Origin of the sequence: Petroclostridium xylanilyticum (assembly GCF_002252565.1) — a bacterium.
Taxonomy (GTDB): Bacteria; Bacillota; Clostridia; order SK-Y3; family SK-Y3; genus Petroclostridium; species Petroclostridium xylanilyticum.
In genome coordinates this window covers 268,854-287,408 of sequence record NZ_NPML01000029.1, presented here as the reverse complement: position 1 = coordinate 287,408, position 18,555 = coordinate 268,854, and the positions used below count along the sequence as shown (strand labels likewise).

General features: G+C 38.5%; 19 protein-coding genes. 3 read left to right on the top strand and 16 right to left on the bottom strand.

All coding sequences use genetic code 11. The annotated features are described in order from the left end of the window. Positions 1-52: 52 nt before the first annotated feature. Positions 53-958, bottom strand: a complete 906-nt coding sequence (nadA, locus tag CIB29_RS17830; RefSeq protein ID WP_094552003.1) for a quinolinate synthase NadA — start codon at positions 956-958, stop codon at positions 53-55. A gap of 402 nt (positions 959-1,360) precedes the next feature. Here nadA and CIB29_RS17825 point away from each other — a divergent pair, with 402 nt between their 5' ends. Then, positions 1,361-1,567: a hypothetical protein gene (locus CIB29_RS17825; protein WP_094552001.1), complete on the top strand. Its 207-nt coding sequence runs from the start codon at positions 1,361-1,363 to the stop codon at positions 1,565-1,567. Between the two features lie 13 nt (positions 1,568-1,580). Further along, a complete protein-coding gene (locus CIB29_RS17820; RefSeq protein WP_094551999.1) occupies positions 1,581-2,804 on the top strand; it encodes a zinc-dependent alcohol dehydrogenase in 1,224 nt (407 codons plus the stop codon). Between the two features lie 32 nt (positions 2,805-2,836). Here the strand turns inward: CIB29_RS17820 and CIB29_RS17815 are convergent, their stop codons facing one another. The 3 genes from CIB29_RS17815 to pflB form a co-directional block, all read right to left on the bottom strand. Beyond that, positions 2,837-3,352, bottom strand: a complete 516-nt coding sequence (locus CIB29_RS17815) for a hypothetical protein (protein WP_094551997.1) — start codon at positions 3,350-3,352, stop codon at positions 2,837-2,839. A gap of 140 nt (positions 3,353-3,492) precedes the next feature. After that, the gene (gene pflA, locus CIB29_RS17810; protein ID WP_094551995.1) at positions 3,493-4,224 is read right to left on the bottom strand and encodes a pyruvate formate-lyase-activating protein; all 732 of its coding nucleotides are present in this window, start codon (positions 4,222-4,224) and stop codon (positions 3,493-3,495) included. A 64-nt stretch (positions 4,225-4,288) separates the two neighbouring features. Next, positions 4,289-6,517, bottom strand: a complete 2,229-nt coding sequence (pflB, locus tag CIB29_RS17805; RefSeq protein WP_094551994.1) for a formate C-acetyltransferase — start codon at positions 6,515-6,517, stop codon at positions 4,289-4,291. Between the two features lie 876 nt (positions 6,518-7,393). Between pflB and CIB29_RS17800 the strand changes: the two genes are divergently transcribed. Next, a complete protein-coding gene (locus CIB29_RS17800) occupies positions 7,394-9,565 on the top strand; it encodes an S-layer homology domain-containing protein (protein WP_094551992.1) in 2,172 nt (723 codons plus the stop codon). Positions 9,566-9,744: 179 nt separating this feature from the next. Here CIB29_RS17800 and CIB29_RS19550 read toward each other — a convergent pair whose 3' ends face one another. The 12 genes from CIB29_RS19550 to cbiD all read right to left on the bottom strand — a co-directional run bounded on the left by CIB29_RS19550 (position 9,745) and on the right by cbiD (position 18,548). Then, a complete protein-coding gene (locus CIB29_RS19550; protein ID WP_278335885.1) occupies positions 9,745-9,873 on the bottom strand; it encodes a hypothetical protein in 129 nt (42 codons plus the stop codon). 158 nt (positions 9,874-10,031) lie between these two features. Further along, positions 10,032-10,625, bottom strand: coding sequence for an alpha-ribazole phosphatase (cobC, locus tag CIB29_RS17795; protein ID WP_094551990.1), 594 nt, complete (start codon positions 10,623-10,625; stop codon positions 10,032-10,034). Between the two features lie 31 nt (positions 10,626-10,656). Further along, positions 10,657-11,397 (bottom strand): adenosylcobinamide-GDP ribazoletransferase, encoded by a 741-nt coding sequence (gene cobS / locus CIB29_RS17790; RefSeq protein ID WP_094551988.1) that lies wholly within the window; start codon positions 11,395-11,397, stop codon positions 10,657-10,659. A 100-nt stretch (positions 11,398-11,497) separates the two neighbouring features. Further along, the gene (gene cobU, locus CIB29_RS17785) at positions 11,498-12,058 is read right to left on the bottom strand and encodes a bifunctional adenosylcobinamide kinase/adenosylcobinamide-phosphate guanylyltransferase (RefSeq protein ID WP_094551986.1); all 561 of its coding nucleotides are present in this window, start codon (positions 12,056-12,058) and stop codon (positions 11,498-11,500) included. Beyond that, positions 12,046-12,810 (bottom strand): cobalt-precorrin-6A reductase, encoded by a 765-nt coding sequence (locus tag CIB29_RS17780; protein WP_094551984.1) that lies wholly within the window; start codon positions 12,808-12,810, stop codon positions 12,046-12,048. Before CIB29_RS17780 ends, cobU begins: the two co-directional genes overlap by 13 nt. After that, positions 12,807-13,541, bottom strand: a complete 735-nt coding sequence (gene cobJ / locus CIB29_RS17775) for a precorrin-3B C(17)-methyltransferase (protein ID WP_094551982.1) — start codon at positions 13,539-13,541, stop codon at positions 12,807-12,809. The genes CIB29_RS17780 and cobJ overlap by 4 nt, the downstream gene beginning before the upstream one ends. Continuing rightward, positions 13,538-14,590 carry a cobalt-precorrin 5A hydrolase gene (cbiG, locus tag CIB29_RS17770; RefSeq protein ID WP_094551980.1) on the bottom strand — a complete coding sequence of 351 codons (1,053 nt, stop codon included), beginning with the start codon at positions 14,588-14,590 and terminating at the stop codon, positions 13,538-13,540. The genes cobJ and cbiG overlap by 4 nt, the downstream gene beginning before the upstream one ends. Further along, positions 14,587-15,363 carry a precorrin-4 C(11)-methyltransferase gene (gene cobM, locus CIB29_RS17765; protein WP_242965329.1) on the bottom strand — a complete coding sequence of 259 codons (777 nt, stop codon included), beginning with the start codon at positions 15,361-15,363 and terminating at the stop codon, positions 14,587-14,589. The genes cbiG and cobM overlap by 4 nt, the downstream gene beginning before the upstream one ends. A 10-nt stretch (positions 15,364-15,373) precedes the next feature. Beyond that, a complete protein-coding gene (gene cobI / locus CIB29_RS17760) occupies positions 15,374-16,081 on the bottom strand; it encodes a precorrin-2 C(20)-methyltransferase (RefSeq protein ID WP_094551976.1) in 708 nt (235 codons plus the stop codon). A 107-nt stretch (positions 16,082-16,188) separates the two neighbouring features. Continuing rightward, positions 16,189-16,812 (bottom strand): precorrin-6Y C5,15-methyltransferase (decarboxylating) subunit CbiT, encoded by a 624-nt coding sequence (cbiT, locus tag CIB29_RS17755; RefSeq protein WP_094551974.1) that lies wholly within the window; start codon positions 16,810-16,812, stop codon positions 16,189-16,191. After that, positions 16,802-17,428 (bottom strand): precorrin-6y C5,15-methyltransferase (decarboxylating) subunit CbiE, encoded by a 627-nt coding sequence (gene cbiE / locus CIB29_RS17750; protein ID WP_094551972.1) that lies wholly within the window; start codon positions 17,426-17,428, stop codon positions 16,802-16,804. Before cbiE ends, cbiT begins: the two co-directional genes overlap by 11 nt. After that, complete coding sequence (cbiD, locus tag CIB29_RS17745; RefSeq protein ID WP_094551970.1) at positions 17,421-18,548, bottom strand: cobalt-precorrin-5B (C(1))-methyltransferase CbiD; 1,128 nt, start codon at positions 18,546-18,548, stop codon at positions 17,421-17,423. The genes cbiE and cbiD overlap by 8 nt, the downstream gene beginning before the upstream one ends. Positions 18,549-18,555 lie beyond the last annotated feature (7 nt).

The window sequence follows — 18,555 nt, the reverse complement described above, 5'->3', positions numbered from 1 at the left end:
TAGTGTTATATATTTAGTGTTATATATTTAGTGTTATATATAGATAACATACTTAGCCTACATTTAACATTTTATTAAGAGAGCTATATGCCCTGCTTATTTCCTCTTGGCTAAGCTTTATTTCATATGTCATATTCTCCAAAGAATTTAGCACTTCTTTCAGTGTTGTCTTTTTCATGTTTGGGCATATTAGTTTTTGTGAAAGAAGATAGAATTTCTTGCCGGGATTATTTTTTTGCAGCCAATGCATAATCCCTTGTTCGGTGCCAATAATAAATTCTTTGTCATCGGAGTTGGTTGCATAATCTATGATCTGTGCAGTACTTCCCACAAAGTCAGCTTTTTTAACAACTTCTGGTGTACATTCAGGATGAATAAGCAGTTTTGCATCTGGCAGCACCCTCTTTGCTGCATCTACCTCATCTACCTTTACCCTTTTATGAGTTGTGCAAAAACCATTGAATAAGATTATTTCTTTATCCGGAACCTGCTGTGCTACATAATTTCCCAAATTCTCATCAGGAATAAAAATAATTCTTCTGTTAGGCACCGACCGTACCACCTTTAATGCGTTGGATGAAGTACAGCATATATCACTAACTGCCTTCACTTCTGCTGAAGAATTTACATAACAAATTACTGCTGCATCGGGGTATTGTTTTCTTAACTCTGCCACATCCTCAGCAGTTATCATTTCAGCCATAGGACATCCCGCATCCCGGGCAGGCAATAACACAGTTTTTTCCGGACTTAAAATTTTTGCACTCTCAGCCATGAAATGGACTCCACAAAACACAATTATATCGCATGTCATTTCTTTTGCTTTCTTGCTAAGCGCAAAGGAATCTCCTACAAAATCCGCAATATCTTGTACTTCCGGAATCTGATAGTTATGCGCCAGGATAACCGCGTTTTTCTGTCTTTTTAGGCACTCTATCCTATTTATGATTTCCTTCATAATAAACTCCCCTTGTCTATTCACATGTATTTACACATGTATATACTATAATATAACACTTTGCGTTATATTTCAATGTTAAATTATCCAAGACGCTTTAATAATATGTTATATTATATAGAACACACTAAGTATTTTACACGACTGGCCAGAAATGCGACAGACGAACCGTCCCCAAGCCGTATTCCTTCTTACGTGCCCGTATGTAATGTTTTTAGTGTGTTTCATATAGCAGGCAAGTCGCTAAAAAAATGGTAATATTGCATAAATATTGTCTTAATCACGTCTATTTCTCTACATTTTTGTTAAAAATATGATATAAGTTTGATGTATTATCACAATTACATTCTCACTTAGAATGTTTTAAAATAATATCATAGTAGTAAATAAGCAGGTGATTCTATGAAAACAAACGCTAAGTTTTATTTTATGGGTTATGAAGATTTCCAGCACGATGAAAAACCAAAAACATATACTTTACTTTTTGCTTCTGATAAAGCAACTTCTTTATATGAAGCTCTAAAAGAGTTTGAAGAATATGAAATGAAAAATAAAAAGAAGTTTAAAGTGGTAAAAATTCTTGAAGGGGTTCCCGACTCTGAGTTCTAAAGGAGGCACTTTGATGAAAGCAGTTGTGTTTGATGCATCTATTCCAAAGTATTTGACAACAATGGTATTGGGAGCCATCCATAAAGACCTTTATCATTCTCCCCTATCCTGCATTGCATTAAAAGAAATTGACGCTCCTGCTTTGCCCAGTGAAGATTGGGTAAAAATTAAAACCCTTTACGGCGGCATCTGTGGAAGCGATTTAAATATGATACTATTGCATGATAGTCCTTCTACATCTCCCTTTGTATCTTTTCCTTTCGTAATAGGGCATGAAAACCTTGGCATTATTGTAGAAAAAGGAAAAAATGTAAAGGGATTTGACATTGGAGATAGGGTGGTGGCAGATCCTTTGCTATCCTGTGACACCAGACAAGTCTCCCAACCGTGTACAAACTGTGAAAAGGGAAACTATTCTTTATGTGAAAACATTACTAAACCGCCTGTTGCTCCGGGAATCAGTATTGGGTTCTGCAGGGATACGGGTGGAAGCTGGGGAGAATACTATGTTGCCCACCAGTCCCATCTGTATAAGGTTCCTGATCATGTAACAAATGAAGAAGCAGTAATGATAGATCCCATCTGTTCCGCCTTACACCCGGTAATGAATAATTTCCCTGGCGATAATGAAAAAGTATTGGTTGTGGGCAGCGGAGTGATAGGATTGCTGGTGATTGGCTGTATACGTGCTTTAGGAAGCAAATGTGATATTACAGTTATGGCAAAATACCCTTTTCAAGGAAAAATAGCGCAGAAAATGGGAGCAGATAGAATTATATACACCAGAAATACGGATTATTATGATGAATTCAAGAAAATTACCAATGGCGAATTATATCAGCCTATCCTGGGCAAACGGTTTATGCTGGGCGGATTCGATAAAGTTTTTGATTGCGTTGGTTCTTCTTCATCGATAGATGAGTCATTGAAATTTACCCGTGCCAGAGGAACCATGATTTTGGTGGGATTGGCCAGCTACCCTAAAAAAGTAGATTGGACTCCTGTATGGTTTAAAGAATTGAAAGTAACCGGTTCCATGTATTATAGCACAGAACTTTACCAAGACGGAAAAACAGAAAAGGCTTATAAAATTGCCTTGAATTTTTTAAGGGACAGAAAACTTGATGTAAGAAATATGGTCACCCATATCTTTAGAATCGATGATTATAGGCAGGGTATAAGGACAGCTATTGATAAAAAGAACAATGAATGTCTTAAGGTCGCTTTTAAATTTTAAAGGCAGTGAATAAAACCACTGCCTTATCACATCTATCCCATCCTGCGTTTAATAAAGAATATTTCTTTTTCATTCTCAAATTCCTTATTTGCTAAAAAATCTACAGCCCGTTCGATCTGCGTAAGTTTTTCCATTGTTTCTGTATGCCGCTCTGTATTATCCGCCACCTGTTCATAAACTGCCTGCATGTTCTTATCCAGCTTGTCCAAACGTGCATTAACCTCTCTAAACCTATCATCTACTTGCTGCTTTAAGTCTCCAACTTCCTGTTTTAGTCCCCCAACCTCCTGCTCTAAGCCGCCAAACCTTTGTTCCAGACCATCAATTCTTTGCTCCAAGCCGCCAAATCTTTGTTCTAGACCATCAAATCTTTGTTCTAGGCCATCAAATCTTTGTTCTAGGCCATCCAATCTTTGTTCTAGGCCATCAAATCTTTGTTCTAGGCCATCCAATCTTTGTTCTAGGCCATCAAATCTTTGTTCTAGGCCATCAAATCTTTGTTCCAAGCCAGAAATTTTATTCAAAATTTCCTTTAGGATTTCTTCCACAATGCCCACGCCCCTTTCCTACCTGTTCATCATTTGTTCACTTTACTATATAATATATAATCTCATATCAAAAGTAAAGGGCGTATTTAATGAAAACAAAGGAAATTAGGAATAATATTCTTCACTTTTAATTTATACACCTAAAAGTAAAGCTTGCTCTCCAAAATTTTCTTTGCCCTCTCTACCTGTTCCTGGCTAGGCGATTCTACACCATGCAGGGGATATTTTTCCCCGAGCTTCTCCCACTTGTATTCTCCCATCGAGTGGTATGGAAGCACATCTATTCTTTTAACATTCTTCAATTCCCCTATGAAGTCAGCTGCTGCTGCAAGATCGTCTTCTCCATCGGTATAGCCGGGTACCAAAACATACCTTATCCATGCAGCAATACCCTGTTCGGAAAGGTATCGCGCAAAAGCTTGAATTTTTTCATTACCTACACCGGTAAGCACTTTGTGCTTGTCTCCAATAGCCTGCTTTATATCCAGCAGCACTAAGTCGGTATACTGTAAAAGTTCCTTTACCTTCTCTATATTTGCAAAACCGGAAGTATCCAATGCAGTATGCACTCCAAGCTCTTTACATCTTTTGAATAACTCTGTTACAAACTGTGCCTGGAGTGTTGGTTCTCCACCGGTAACAGTAATACCGCCTCCAGAGAATTTTATAAATTCCATATATCCTTTTAAATCTTCAATGATTTCATCTACTGTAACTTCCCTACCGCCTTTGGGGTTCCATGTATCCCTATTATGACAGTACAAACACCTCAAAGGACACCCCTGCATAAAGACAACGAATCTAATCCCCGGACCGTCAACGGTACCGAAAGTTTCTATAGAATGTATTCTACCTTTGATTGGTTCACTCATATTTTCACCCCCACGTGATATGAATGGGCGTATATTTTAGCTTTAAAGAATAGTTCCCCATTAATTAAATCTTCTGATGAAACGTCCTGTTAATTACATCCAACTGCTGCTTTCTTGTCAGCTTTATAAAATTCACCGCATATCCGGAAACTCTTATAGTAAGTTGCGGATATTTCTCAGGGTGTTCCATTGCATCCAGTAACATTTCTCTTTCAAATACATTTACATTGATATGATGTCCGCCTTTGCTGAAATATCCGTCCAACAAGGCTTTAAGATTGCCAATTCTATCTTCTGTATTTTTACCCAGCGCTTTTGGAATAATGGAGAAGGTATAGGAGATACCATCCTGCGCATATTCATAGGGCAGCTTTGCAATAGAGCTTAATACTGCCAAAGCACCTTTTATATCCCTGCCGTGCATAGGATTTGCTCCTGGCGCAAGGGGTTCACCCGCTTTTCTTCCGTCTGGAGTATTTCCGGTTTTCTCACCGTAAACAACATTAGATGTAATTGTCAAAATAGACAATGTAGGTATGGAATCCCTGTAGGTCCTCTGTTTTCTTAATTTATTCATAAACATTTTAACCACATAGGTCGCTATGCTGTCTACACGCTCATCGTTATTTCCAAACTTGGGGTAATCTCCTTCCACTTCATAGTCTACCACAATACCTTCTTCATTTCTAATGGTTTTTACTTTTGCATATTTGATTGCGCTTAAAGAATCAGTAACAACGGATAACCCTGCTATTCCACAAGCCATTGTCCTTAAAATTTCTCGATCATGTAATGCCATCTGTATTCTCTCATAGGCATATTTATCATGCATATAATGGATCATATTGAGTGTATTGATGTATAACCTTGCTACCCAATCCAAAATTGTATTAAATCTCTCCATCACTTCATCATAATCCAGGTATTCCGACTTAATGGGAGCAAACTTTGGTCCCACCTGAATACCGGTCATTTCATCACGGCCGCCGTTAATTGCATATAGCAATGCCTTTGCAAGATTACACCTTGCCCCAAAGAACTGCATCTGTTTACCCAATCTCATCGCTGATACACAGCAGGCAATTCCATAGTCGTCTCCGTAATGCCTTCTCATAATGTCATCACTTTCATATTGGATGGAACTGGTATCTATAGACACCTTGGCACAGAATTTTTTGAAATTCTCCGGCAGATTTACTGACCAGAGTACAGTCATATTCGGTTCGGGTGCAGGGCCTAAATTATATAATGTATTCAAAAATCTGAAGGATGTTTTGGTCACCAGAGTTTTTCCATGAAGGCCCATACCGCCAATACATTCAGTTACCCAGGTAGGATCTCCGCTAAACAGCCTGTCATACTCTGGAGTACGTAAGAACCTTACAATCCTCAGCTTGATAACAAATTGGTCAATGAGTTCCTGCGCTTCTTCTTCGGTTATTTTTCCTTCTTTTAAATCCCTTTCAATATATATGTCAAGGAAAGTAGAAACTCTTCCCAAGCTCATAGCGGCACCGTTTTGTTCTTTTACTGCTGCAAGATAAGCCAAATATAGCCACTGTACCGCTTCTTTTGCATTGGCTGCCGGCATGGATATATCAAATCCATAGCTTTTTGCCATTTCTTTTAACTCATGGAGAGCTTTTATCTGTTCGGTTACCTCTTCCCTTTCCCGGGTAGCTTTTTCATCAAAAAAGTCGTATTCCATCATTGCTTTTTCTTCTTCTTTTTCCTTGATAAGAAAATCTACACCGTACAATGGAACCCTGCGGTAGTCACCAATGATTCTTCCTCTACCATAGGCATCGGGCAATCCGGTAATAATGCCAGCCTTCTTCGCTCTTCTCATTTCGGGAGTATATACGTCATAAACCGCATCATTATGAGTTTTTCTATATTTCGTAAAAATTTCTATAACATCCGGATCTATTTCACATCCATATGCCTCGCACCCTTTAAGAATCATCCTTATCCCCCCAAAAGGCATAATGGCTCTTTTTAACGGTGCATCCGTCTGCAATCCGACAATTATTTCATTTTCTTTGTCAATATACCCAGGTCGATGAGAGGTAATGGTAGATATTGTATGTCCATCTACCGCCAATGTCCCACCTCTTTTCCTTTCTTCTTCCAACAACTCGGTGATCTTGGTCCAAATTTTTTTTGTCTTTCCAGTAGGCCCGACAAGAAAACTGTCATCTCCTTCATAAGGAGTTACATTTTTAATAATAAAATCTCTAACATCAATCTCAGAATTCCAATTTCCTTTATTAAAACCTTTCCAAGCGTCCATAAAATTTTCACCCCATCTACCAGTCATCTTCTATTAATGTTAAAATTTAAAAAAAGTTTAAATAAAAAGGTTAAATTGCAATTAAGTCTAATCTCTTAACTATATAGTTCACAGTTAACAGTTCTCAGTTCACAGTAGTAAACGATTTAACAGCTTTTACTGTGAACCGTGAACTTATTGACTTTATCTGCCATGTAAAATCATTATCAGTAAATATATAATTCTTAATCTTTATATATATATATATATACCCATTTTACCTCAAACAAATCTATAAATATTCACTTTAATGATTTATTTTTTGTAAAGTAAAACTAAAATTACTTCTTTAAATCCGGGAGATTTTTACTTTTTTTTAATTTAAGCCAATATTTTATTGTCATAGGAGATATTTCTATTCCATACGCCCGCAATCTTCTGGAAATTTCTTTTGGCCTAATATTAAGTCTACTCCACCTCAATAATTCTTCTTTATGCTGCTCAAGGATTATAAGAGGATATAACTTTTCTTTATTTTCAGGAATATCAGACCACCCCCATCTATTAGATATTGATAAAGAGAATTTCTTTACGCTTTTCTTTTTTCATATCTATTCCTGCTAACCAATTCAAAAATTTTTATGTTAATTTATGGTACATATCTTGCATAATCTTTGTTCAGCACCTACAAATCCCTATTATATATTAAAATTCTACATATGTATAAAATTTCCTTCTTAAAACCCAAACTTTTGTTCGACAGCCTTCGACAGATAGAATAAAATTTTTTACTGGTAATTTGGTTTTGCATTAAAAAATTCAGCTATATAATGGAACTTTTTGAGAATATCTAAGTCTATATGTGTAAATTATAAAATTTATCAAGAGGTGATAAAATTGAAGAGAAAAATTGCCCTATTTGTAACACTATTCATTTTAGTTACCGTACTAATACCTTCTCAAGTTTTTGCGGAAGGTGACAAAGGCCTGCAAGAGGCCATTAAAGCTGCTAAAGGAAAGCTCTCTATTCCTGACAGTTTTACTGAATTTAACTATAACGTCATTACTGAAGACGACAGACAGGTTTGGTATTTAAGTTGGAACAGTAAAAACGGGAATGACGGCAGTATAAGTGTCAGAATAGACGACCAGGGAACTATATTAAGTTACTATTATTACAGACCTTATGATTATAATCAAAGAAAACTCCCTGCGGTAAGCAGACAGGAAGCCAAGGTTAAAGCAGAAGAATTTATCAAAAAGATTAATCCTGATGCTTTGTCTCAGGTAAAGCTTGTAGATAATCATCAACAAAACTCGCTGATGGAAGTTGCCTATTACTTCAATTTTATTAGAATGGTAAACGGCATCCCTTTTGATGCTAATAATATATTTGTGGAAGTAAACCGTGAAACCGGAGATGTACAAGGCTATCAATATAATTGGTTAAAGAATTTGGCTTTCCCTGCCGCTGATAAAGCAATATCACTTGAAGAAGCACAGAAAGCCTATAAAGAAAAACTAGGCCTGAGACTTATATATGATTATACCGTTGACAGTGACATGGTAAAGGCTTATGCTGCCTATGCACCCAAATACAATTCCAACTACTGTATAGATGCTTTCACAGGAGAAAAAATAAATATCAGCCCTATTTACTACTATGCAGATGGCCGCGGCGGCGCCGAATATAATATGAAGAGGAAAATGGCATCTGAAGCCAAGGCAGAACAGCCAGCACTCTCTCCTGAAGAACTAAAGGCAGTTGAAGAAATTTCTAAATTGCTCAGCAAAGAAGATGCCGAAAGAAAAACGAGAAGTTATAAAATATTGGAATTAACCGATGATTTTAAATTAAACAACGCAAATCTTTCACGAGATTGGCCATTAAAAAAAGATTTCACGTGGTATCTTCATTTTGTTAAAGAACCAAAAGATAAAAATGATGAATATCAATACTTAAGTGTCAGGCTTGATGCCAGAACCGGTGAAATTAGAGGCTTTTATAGGAATACCTCTTACAAGGATGGCGATGCAGCAAAATTTGATGAAGCAGCTTCCAAAGCAGCTGTTGAGAAATTCTTAAAGGAGCTCTATCCTGACAAATTCAGCACTGTTGAATATGATGACAGTGATATTAATCGTTATATCCCTTATGCGGCGAATGAAAAACCTACCCAGTACAGCTTTAGATATACAAGAAAAGTGAACGGTGTCCTGTTCCCTAACAATTCGATAATGGTAAGCTACGATGCTGTAAACGGAAAAATTATCAATTTTGACATGACCTGGTTTGACTTGGACTTTCCATCAGTAGATAAAGCTGTTTCTTTAGATCATGTATATGAGAAAATGTTTAAAGAAATCGGCCTGGAACTGCAGTATAAAGTAACATATACTGATGAGTTAACTTCAAAAATTGTTCCTCCCGACTATTCAAACCGAAAAACTGAAGTAAAGCTTGTATACAGTGTAAAACAAGATAAACCTTTATTGTTTGATGCGAATACAGGTATAATACTGGATTATGATGGAAAGCCCTATAAAGAAAATAAACCTGTTGAGTACACGGATATTTCCGGCAGTTTCGCTGAAAAGCAGATAATAGCACTGGCTGAATATGGTATTGCACTGGAAGGTACGGAATTTAAGCCTGACCAGGAGGTTAGTCAGAAAGATTTTTTCCGCCTTCTTTCAAAAACATTGAATTATTACGGACCGTACCCGGCCTCTAATGGCAGCAATAAAGATATAGATGAAATGTACAGTTTTTTAATTAGAGAAGGTATTGTAAAAGAAAATGAGAAATCTCCTGATTCAACGTTAACCAGAGAAGACAGTGTCAAGTTTATCATAAGGGCCTTAAAATATGATAAGGTTGCTGATATTAAAGGAATTTACTATTGCAACTTCAAAGATGCAGATAAAATAAATGCTGATTTGATTGGATATGTTGTAATTGCCAACGGGCTTAAAATAATAAATGGAAACAATGGCTATTTTAACCCCAAGGATAAATTAACCAGAGCTGAAGCTGCTGTAATGATTTATAATTACTTGCAGAGATAAAATGACATCATAAAAGCACAGAAATACCCCCAGGGCGTATATTTTATTTTTGAAGAATATTATTAACAGGCTCTAAACCTTTCCGCAACGTTCTTTCCATAATATTCTTCAAAAATATTAAATGCGCCCATCCCCCGTGCTTCAACTTTTTAGTTATATGTAGTTTCTCTGTTAAAGTCTCAGTGTTCCCGTAGAAACTTCAATACTTCCTCATAGGGTAACGGCTTGCTAAAATAGTATCCTTGTACCTTATGGCATCTGAAAGCTTTACTCTCTGTACTTAACTGTCTTTTTTCTTTTCTTGTCATTATCTTTTTAGCCCCTTTACGATAAAATAGTTATTTACGTCTATTTCTATTTTATCAAAATCCTTGTGTTGATGAGGCTTATTAACTCGAAAAATTTTTACTCTTCAAAGCTGCTTTATTTCTTTATTTTCTGCTATTCTTTACAGATTATTATACACCTATTTCTCATTAAGTGATGTTAAAACCGCGTAACCATCACTTATCTGGATTCTGGCAGCACTCCCGTTCAATACTCTAAAGCGCCAGCTGCCTTCAATGGTCATACCTAATAAATAAGCAATAATATTTCTTATGCTTCCAAGGTGGGTCACAATTACAACTTTACCTTCCTGATGCTTATTAATAATTTCATCTACTGCTGCTGTTACCCTTTCAAAGGTTTCTCTGGCACTCTCGCCTTTTGGAATCTTAAAGTCAATCCAGTCCTTAACCCACTTGTCATGAAGTTCTCTATGCTTTTCCTTTATTTCATCATAAATAAGGTCTTCCCATATTCCAAAATTCCGCTCTTTTATTGCATCTAAATTAATAATATTTTTTCCATGGTATTTATTGATTGCATGTGCAGTTTGCATTGCCCGTTTTAAAGGGCTTGAATATACCTGGTCAATTGGCTCATTTTTTAAAAGATTTGCAATGTGCTCTGCTTGTTTAATCCCCTGCTCATTAAGCGGTATATCCGTCCAGCCTAAATGCGTACCTTTAATATTGCTATCTGTTTCTCCGTGGCGTATTAAAATTAGTTCAAGCATACAACATTCACCCCATTCAATAATCTTTCCACTATTTTAATACTAACATTAACACCAGAAAAATAGTTTGGTTTAATTCACATGCGGCCCCGCAGGTATCTCCGGTCATCCCTCCAATTTTGGACGTTACAAATTTTACAAACAGATAGGTAAATAGTATCGCTGCACCTACAAAAATAAAGCCTTTTATATTGAATAATGTAAAAGCTGCCAGCAAAGAAATCATGGTTCCAATGATTATTTCATTGATGCCGCATATATCAATAAATGCTTTTCCCAGCCCCTGTCCGCTTCTTGCATAGGTAGCCATTCCTGCAGAACAGACGGAACCTAGCCGCCCTATAGCAGGCATGAAAAACACTGCTTTAAATGCTGCTTCTTTTGAAATAGCGTCTATACATGCTATATTTAACAAAAATACAGATACGATAGTAATTACGGCATTGGTCCCCACCCTGCTGTCCCTCATGATTTCCAGCATCCTGTCCCTGGAACGGTTGCTGAAAAGCCCGTCAAAGGTGTCACCAAGACCGTCAATATGCAATCCGCCTGTAATAAAGGCATAAAAAATAACGGCAGCAACTGCGGGAAATATGCCCTGAGTGATATAACTTGCTCCATAATATACTGCTGCCATTAATCCACCAATGAGCATTCCTACCAATGGTGCAAAAGCCAACCCCTTGCCAAAGTCTTCTTCTGTTACATCTAAAGTTATGGGGATGGGAATTCGGGTTAGAAATTGTGTCATTAGAATGATACGCTTTATCATACAACCTCCATCTACTTATGCCTATTTCTATATAGCCGCACTAATTCTTAATTCTCAATTCTGAATTCAAATAACTCCCCACTATTTTCATATTAGCAGATTATTTAATTCTTACCGGTATCCCCGCTACCACCAGATATACTTCTTCTGCCGCTGCTGCCAACTGCTGGTTTACCCTGCCGGCGATATCCCTGAAGATCCTGGCTAACCGGTTTTCAGGGACAATCCCCATGCCCAGCTCATTGGTAACCACCACAACAGGTACATTGATTTCCCCAGACACCTTTATAAGCTTATTGATTTCTTCTTTAACCTGCAGTTCCAGTCCATTAACTTTATCCATATTACAAGTATTCCAATCTATATCCCCATTACTGAATAGAATATTGGAAATCATGATTGTAATGCAATCTAAAAGTATGCCCTGATGTCCTTTATATATCTCTTTTATCTTTATGTCCAGATTTTTATAGGCTTCCAGCGTATCCCAAAAAGAGGGCCTTTGTTCTCTATGCTTTCGGATCCTATCCTTCATTTCGTCGTCAAAGGGAATAGAAGTGGCAATATATAAAATTTTTGTCCCCAGTCTGGAAACCAGATTTTCCGCGAAGGTGCTCTTCCCGCTTCTGGCACCTCCGGTAACTAATATTATTTTTCCCATTGCTCAATTCTCTCCAATACTTGCTCAAAAGTTCCGACCACTAACGGGTAATCTATACCGGGCCGTGTAATAACGATGATGGGAATGCCTATATCCCGGGCTGCTAATATTTTATCTTCAATCCCTCCAATATTTCCGCTTTCTTTCGTAACTACTACGGCAGTATTGTAATGCTTAAACATTTCTCTATTTAATTCCCGGCTGAACGGTCCCTGCATCGCAATGATTTGTGATGGCTGCAGTCCAAGCCCGATACATTTATTCATGACCTGTACACCGGGAAGTACACGGGCTGCAATTCTTGTCCTGTCATTTATCCCATTTATGAAAATATCAAGGCTGTTGCTGCCTGTCGTAAGAAATACCATCCCGTCCATTTCATTGACTTTCTCAACTGCCTCATGGTAGGAATCTACAAGGACTACGTTTGAATATCCTTCCACGTTCGCACTATCTCTTTCATACCTTAAATAATGGATGGACGTTTCTCTGCAAGCTTGAATAGCATTTTCAGATACGTTTTTTGCAAAAGGATGGGTAGCATCTACAACAACAGAAATCCCCATCGTCATAATAAATTTTTTCATATCCGCCAGCTGTAACTTTCCCTGAATAACTTTAACATTTTCAGCCTGCTGTACAAGTGCAGCCCCATATTCCGAAGCAACCGATACTGTCACATCGTAGCCCTGGAGCCCCAATTGGCAGGCTATTTCCCTTCCGTCCTGCGTTCCCGCCAATACCAGTATCATAATTGATACCCTCTTGGGGTGATCATTTTGCCATTGTCAATATAAGTGGCAGAATTCCCTATAATAACCAATGAAAGCATGTCAATCTCATAGTTAAGCATTTCTTGAAGGTTAGTAACCTGTACCTGCTGCCCGTTCCTCCGGGCGTTTTTTACAATTCCTACGGGTGTAGCCGGGGATTTATATTGTAACATAATCTCCCGTGCTTTTTTAATTTGTTCTGTCCTCTCGTGGCTTTTCGGGTTATATAAAGCAATGATAAAATCTCCTTGCGAAGCATGCTCCAGTCTCTTTTCAATAAGTTCCCACGGTGTTAAAAGATCGCTTAAACTGATAACAGCAAAGTCATGCATAATGGGAGCACCTAATACGGTGGCTGCTGCATTCACAGCCGAAATACCGGGAATAATTTCAACCTCTATTGGCTGCTGTGATTCTTTTACCACCTCAAGCATGATCCCTGCCATTCCATATACACCCGCGTCTCCACTGCTGACAAGGGAAACGGTTTTACCCTCCAGAGCCTTTTCCAGGGCAAACCGGCACCGGTCAACTTCTTTTCTCATACCCGAGCTTTCTATTTCCTTACCTTGTATTAAATTTTCTATGAAACTGATATAGGTCTTATATCCCACAATTACTTCCGATTCCTCAATAGCCTGCACCGCCCGGAAGGTCATATGTTCGTAACTTCCAGGACCTAGGCCGACTACATAGATTTTGCCTTTCATTTACAAACCTCCCTCAATTCTCTCTCCGCTGCCACCGCAACTGTTACCCCATCTTTTTTATACTTACTTCCTATCAATCTTGCATTTTTTCCCGACAATATTGCAGCCGGTTCTGCTGCACAGCCGACCCCTATGGTGTCTTTCACAAACTGCGAACATTCAAACTGGTGTTCAATTTTCTGAATATCTTTTCTGGCAATTATTTTTAGAGGAACTTGCAGTTCTTGCGCAAACCGGACCAATCCTTGTTCATCTTGTTTTACATCTACAGTTGCAATATGTTGAATACATTTTTTACTGATATGTAAATCCTCCAGACATTCCTTTACTGCTTCTGCTATTTTTTGCTTTGTTATCCCCCTTCTGCAACCAATTCCTAAAATTATACTTTTAGGTCTTAGGTAAACACTTGGAATAGAATAGTCTTCGAAAATATAATGGGTGAGAAAAATCGCACCTCCATAAGTTGAATCTATCCCTGTAATACTATCAACGCTAATAACATTATCAGGTAAATCAAAAAAATTATCATACTCACTGTAAAATGCAACTTTTTTGCCGTTTACGATAGCTGCAGTCACGGCAGTAAGAAATTGATCGTTTTCGATACCACACCCTAGCCTTTGAGCAAATAAATCCACTGCGAGGGTATTATTCACATCACTTGCTGTTGTTATTACAGGGTTTGCCCCTGTTATCCGTGCAATTTCAAGTGTCAATTGATTCGCGCCTCCAAGATGTCCGGACAAAAGGCTGATGACATTCGTACCTTTTTCATCCATCACCACCACTGCCGGATCAGTCCGTTTGTCTTTTATAAATGGTGCAATAGTTCTTACCACGATTCCTGCCGCCATAATAAATACAAGAGCATCGTATTGATAAAAAATTGTTTCCATCAGTTCAAGCAGTTTACTTTTAATAGGGTAACATTTATTTTTATCGCTGCAAAATTTTTCGGGAAGATAAAGATGGGCACCTGTTGTTTCAGCCAGTTTTGCTGCCAGTTTGCTGCCCCCCAATGTCAAAGCAATAACAGCGGTCCTCATTCCTTTGCACTCCTGAATTCATGGCTGAATGTCTTATCATACAGCTTTGATAACTCATAATCATTTCCCAGGAAATCTCCTACGACAATTTGTGCTGTCTTTGTAATATTCTCATTCTTTACTTTTTGTGCTATATCTTTTAAAGTGCCCATGACGATTTTCTGGTCAGGCCATGATGCCTTTTGAACGACTGCTGCCGGGGTATCAGGCGGATATCCCTCCAATAGTTCCTCTACAACTCTATCAATCATTCCCACACTTAAGAAAATAGCCATGGACGCACCATGTCGTGCAAGATTTCGCAGCTGTTCACCTTCCGGCACTTCCGTCCTTCCCTCCAGGCGGGTAAGTATGACAGTTTGTGAAACACCGGGCAGCGTAAATTCTTTCTTTAGAGCCGCTGCTGCCGCAACAAATGAACTTACCCCAGGAACAACTTCGTACCGGATTCCCATTTCATCCAGGGCATCCATCTGCTCCCGTATTGCTCCATATATACTTGGGTCACCGGTATGTACCCTGGCAACCGTTTTATCCTCTGCCTCAGCTTTCCTCATTACCTCCAAAACTTCTTCCAATGTCATTCCTGCACTATTATATATCTCTACATTTTCTTTTGCACCATTCAGGACTTCTCTATTCACCAGTGATCCGGCATATATAATAACATCCGCCTCTTTTATAAGTCTCTGTCCTTTTATAGTAATTAGTTCGGGGTCTCCCGGCCCCGCACCGATAAAATACACCATACTTTGTCTCTCTCCTTTAATCATTCTGCATCTATTAATTCTGTATTGACTTTTTCACTATTATCATAGACAAATAATTTACCTTCTGCCCTATGAATTTATCTAAATCATATTCTATAATTTCTTCGTCCAATCCACACCTGCTAACCAATACGGATTTTTCCTTTAGTCGGTGACGTTCAAGCACTTCCACCAGCTGTTCATAATTTCTTGAAACCTTCATGAGTACTATATTATCAAAATCAACCAAAATTTTATCCAGGTTTTCGCATTCATAGGCAGATGGGATAATAGCTACTGTTTCTTTTCCTTCTGCAAGGGGTACATCTATCCGGCTCGCCGCAGCACAGAAGGATGTGATGCCCGGCACTGTTTCCGCTTCATAGCCTTTATCTTTAATTCTCCTAAAAATATAAATATATGTACTATAAACCATGGGATCACCCAGGGTTAGGAAAACAACATTTAAATTCTTATCCAACATGCTGCATATCTGTTTTGCTGCATCATCCCAATGCTTACTTAACTCACTTTCATCATAGGTCATTGGAAAGATAAGTTCAATAATTTTTTTATGATCAGCTAACAAAGGCTTTACAATATTTAAGGCCACACTTTGCTTTTCCATTGCTGTCTTAGGAGCTACGATGATTTCACATTCATCCAGCAGCCTTTTTGCTTTTAAAGTAACAAGCTCGGCATCCCCCGGGCCAACACCTATACCATAAAATTTTCCTTTCACAAAATTTCCCCTTTCCTACAGGTGTATATTTTTTAGTTGATGCGGCTTTTCCTTCGCTGCGTTAACAGGCTCTAAGCCTTTTCGCAACGTTCTTTCCATAATATTCATCAACTTAAATTATATGCGTAACCTTTCCTGCCGGATATAACATATATGGGATTCAATCCTTGAAACATATGTCTTTTACCCACTTTTTTCGCTCTTGCCACCGATACGCATACTACATCTATGTCCTCATATTCATGCTTCTCCAGCCAATTTAAAGTGTCATAGACCGTTTCTATGGTAATACAGTTTGTTACAATCAGGCCGTTGACTTTCAATACCTTATCGGAATAATCCAGTATTTCTTCCAACTGCTCTCCTGCCCCTCCTATCATAATCCTGTCGGGAACAGGCAACTTATCCAACACTTCAGGAGCACTGCCTTCTATTACTTCGATGTTGTATACCTGGAACTTTTCCATGTTTTTAGTAATTAATTCGATTCCTTCGGGATTTCTCTCTATTGCGTATACCTTTCCCCTTTTGCATTGAAGAGCCATTTCAATGGAAATAGAACCGGTGCCTGCTCCGATATCCCATACTGTCATATCTTCTGTCAGCCTTAGCCTGGATAGGGTAATTACTCTGGCTTCCTGCTTTGTCATGGGCACTTCCCCGCGAATGAATAAATCATCAGGAATACCGGAAGTTGTATAATTCCACACTTTATCATTTCTATGACTCATTTTCAATCACCATCACACTCATTTTAAAATTATTCATTTGAGAGATTTCTTCCAGGCTTCCCTCTACAATTCTCTCATCCTCATAGCTGAGGTTCTCTCCCACTGTTACTTTCTTGTCCTTTATACCGTTTGCTATCAGATACCGGGCAATTGCATCAGGAGAAAGCTTATAATCAGTAAGCAATGCTACTTTTGAATTATTTTTTACAATATTAATAAAATTCTCATCCATCCTGCCGTGTAAACTGGTTACATAGGCATCCTGCCACCATGTCTTCATTTTACAAATGAGATATTGTATGGAACTGATTCCAGGAATTACTTCCAATTCCTCTCTGCTAAAATAGCCGGACAAATAATTTAACATGCTATAAAATCCGGGATCTCCCGAAACAAGTACCGCAACTTTATGGGTATCTTTTTTCGCCTTAATAAAGTCAACTACTTCCCGAAGATTATTTTTTATTATCATGGTTTGCTTGCCCCTGGTATCAAATATGTCCAGATTCCTTTGCCCACCAACCACTACTTCCGATTGTCCAACAATTTTTGTCACAATTGGCAGTACATAATCCGGCGAACCAGGTCCTACTCCCAGTACATATACTTTATTCATACTGTTTCAACTCCTGTAAAATGCTCTTCGCAGTGTCATCCATGGCAAGAATACCTTTTTCAAGAGTAAATATCACTGTACCCATTTGCAGCTTGCAGCCGCTTTTCTGCCTGCACCGTTCACTGACTCGTCTCGCAATCATACCATATATTCCTGTAATTCCTGCCTGCTCCAGTAATTGCACTGCTTCTTCAGTGGTATTTGAGTTTAATAACGCCTTTACCGTGTCCCGGTCTGCTCCCTGTGCAGCAGCATAAGCCGTCATGATCTCTGCCCGTGCATCAGCCATATGGCTATGGGTATAAAAGATACCGGCTGCAACCTTAACCAATTTGCCCAAATGTCCTATCAGAAGTACTTTCTCGAATCCATACTCAACACATTTCTCCAGCATATATCCAATAAAATTACTTGTCCTTACAATAATATCTTTATGAATATGTAAACTTTCTATAGCCAGCTGTTCTCCATAGTTGCCCGGTACCAGAACAACCTTCTTATGGCCTGCAGCTGCCAGCATGCTTAGTTCCAGCGCCAGCGACTCTCTCCATGCCTCCTCTGACATAGGCTCTACAATCCCAGAGGTTCCCAGTATCGAAATTCCCCCTGATATTCCTAACCGCGGATTGAAGGTTTTTTTTGCTACTTCCACTCCCTCAGGGATGCTAAGGGTAATCTCTACTCCTTTACCCTTTGGAAGTACTTCACCAACTTCTTTTAATATCATTTGACGCGGAACAGGATTAATGGCCGGTTGTCCCACTTCCACCTGCAAACCTGGACGGGTCACGGTTCCGATTCCTTCGCCGGCTTTTATAACAATTCCTTCTTTATCAATAAGCCGTACACCGGCATATATATGAATTCCATGGGTTGCATCCGGATCATCACCGCCATCTTTTACTACACAACATTTCACCGCATTACTGCTGCGTTCTATTTGTTGTATTGGCAGGGTGATCCGCCAACCCCTCGGCGTATCGATTTCAATGGAATATATATCCCGATTTTCTATCAACATCATGGTTGCAGCTTTACTGGCTGCAGCAGCACAGGAACCGGTCGTAAAACCCCTGCGCATCTTTTTACCATTCACAATTGCATAAGGTTGAAATTCCATGACATTC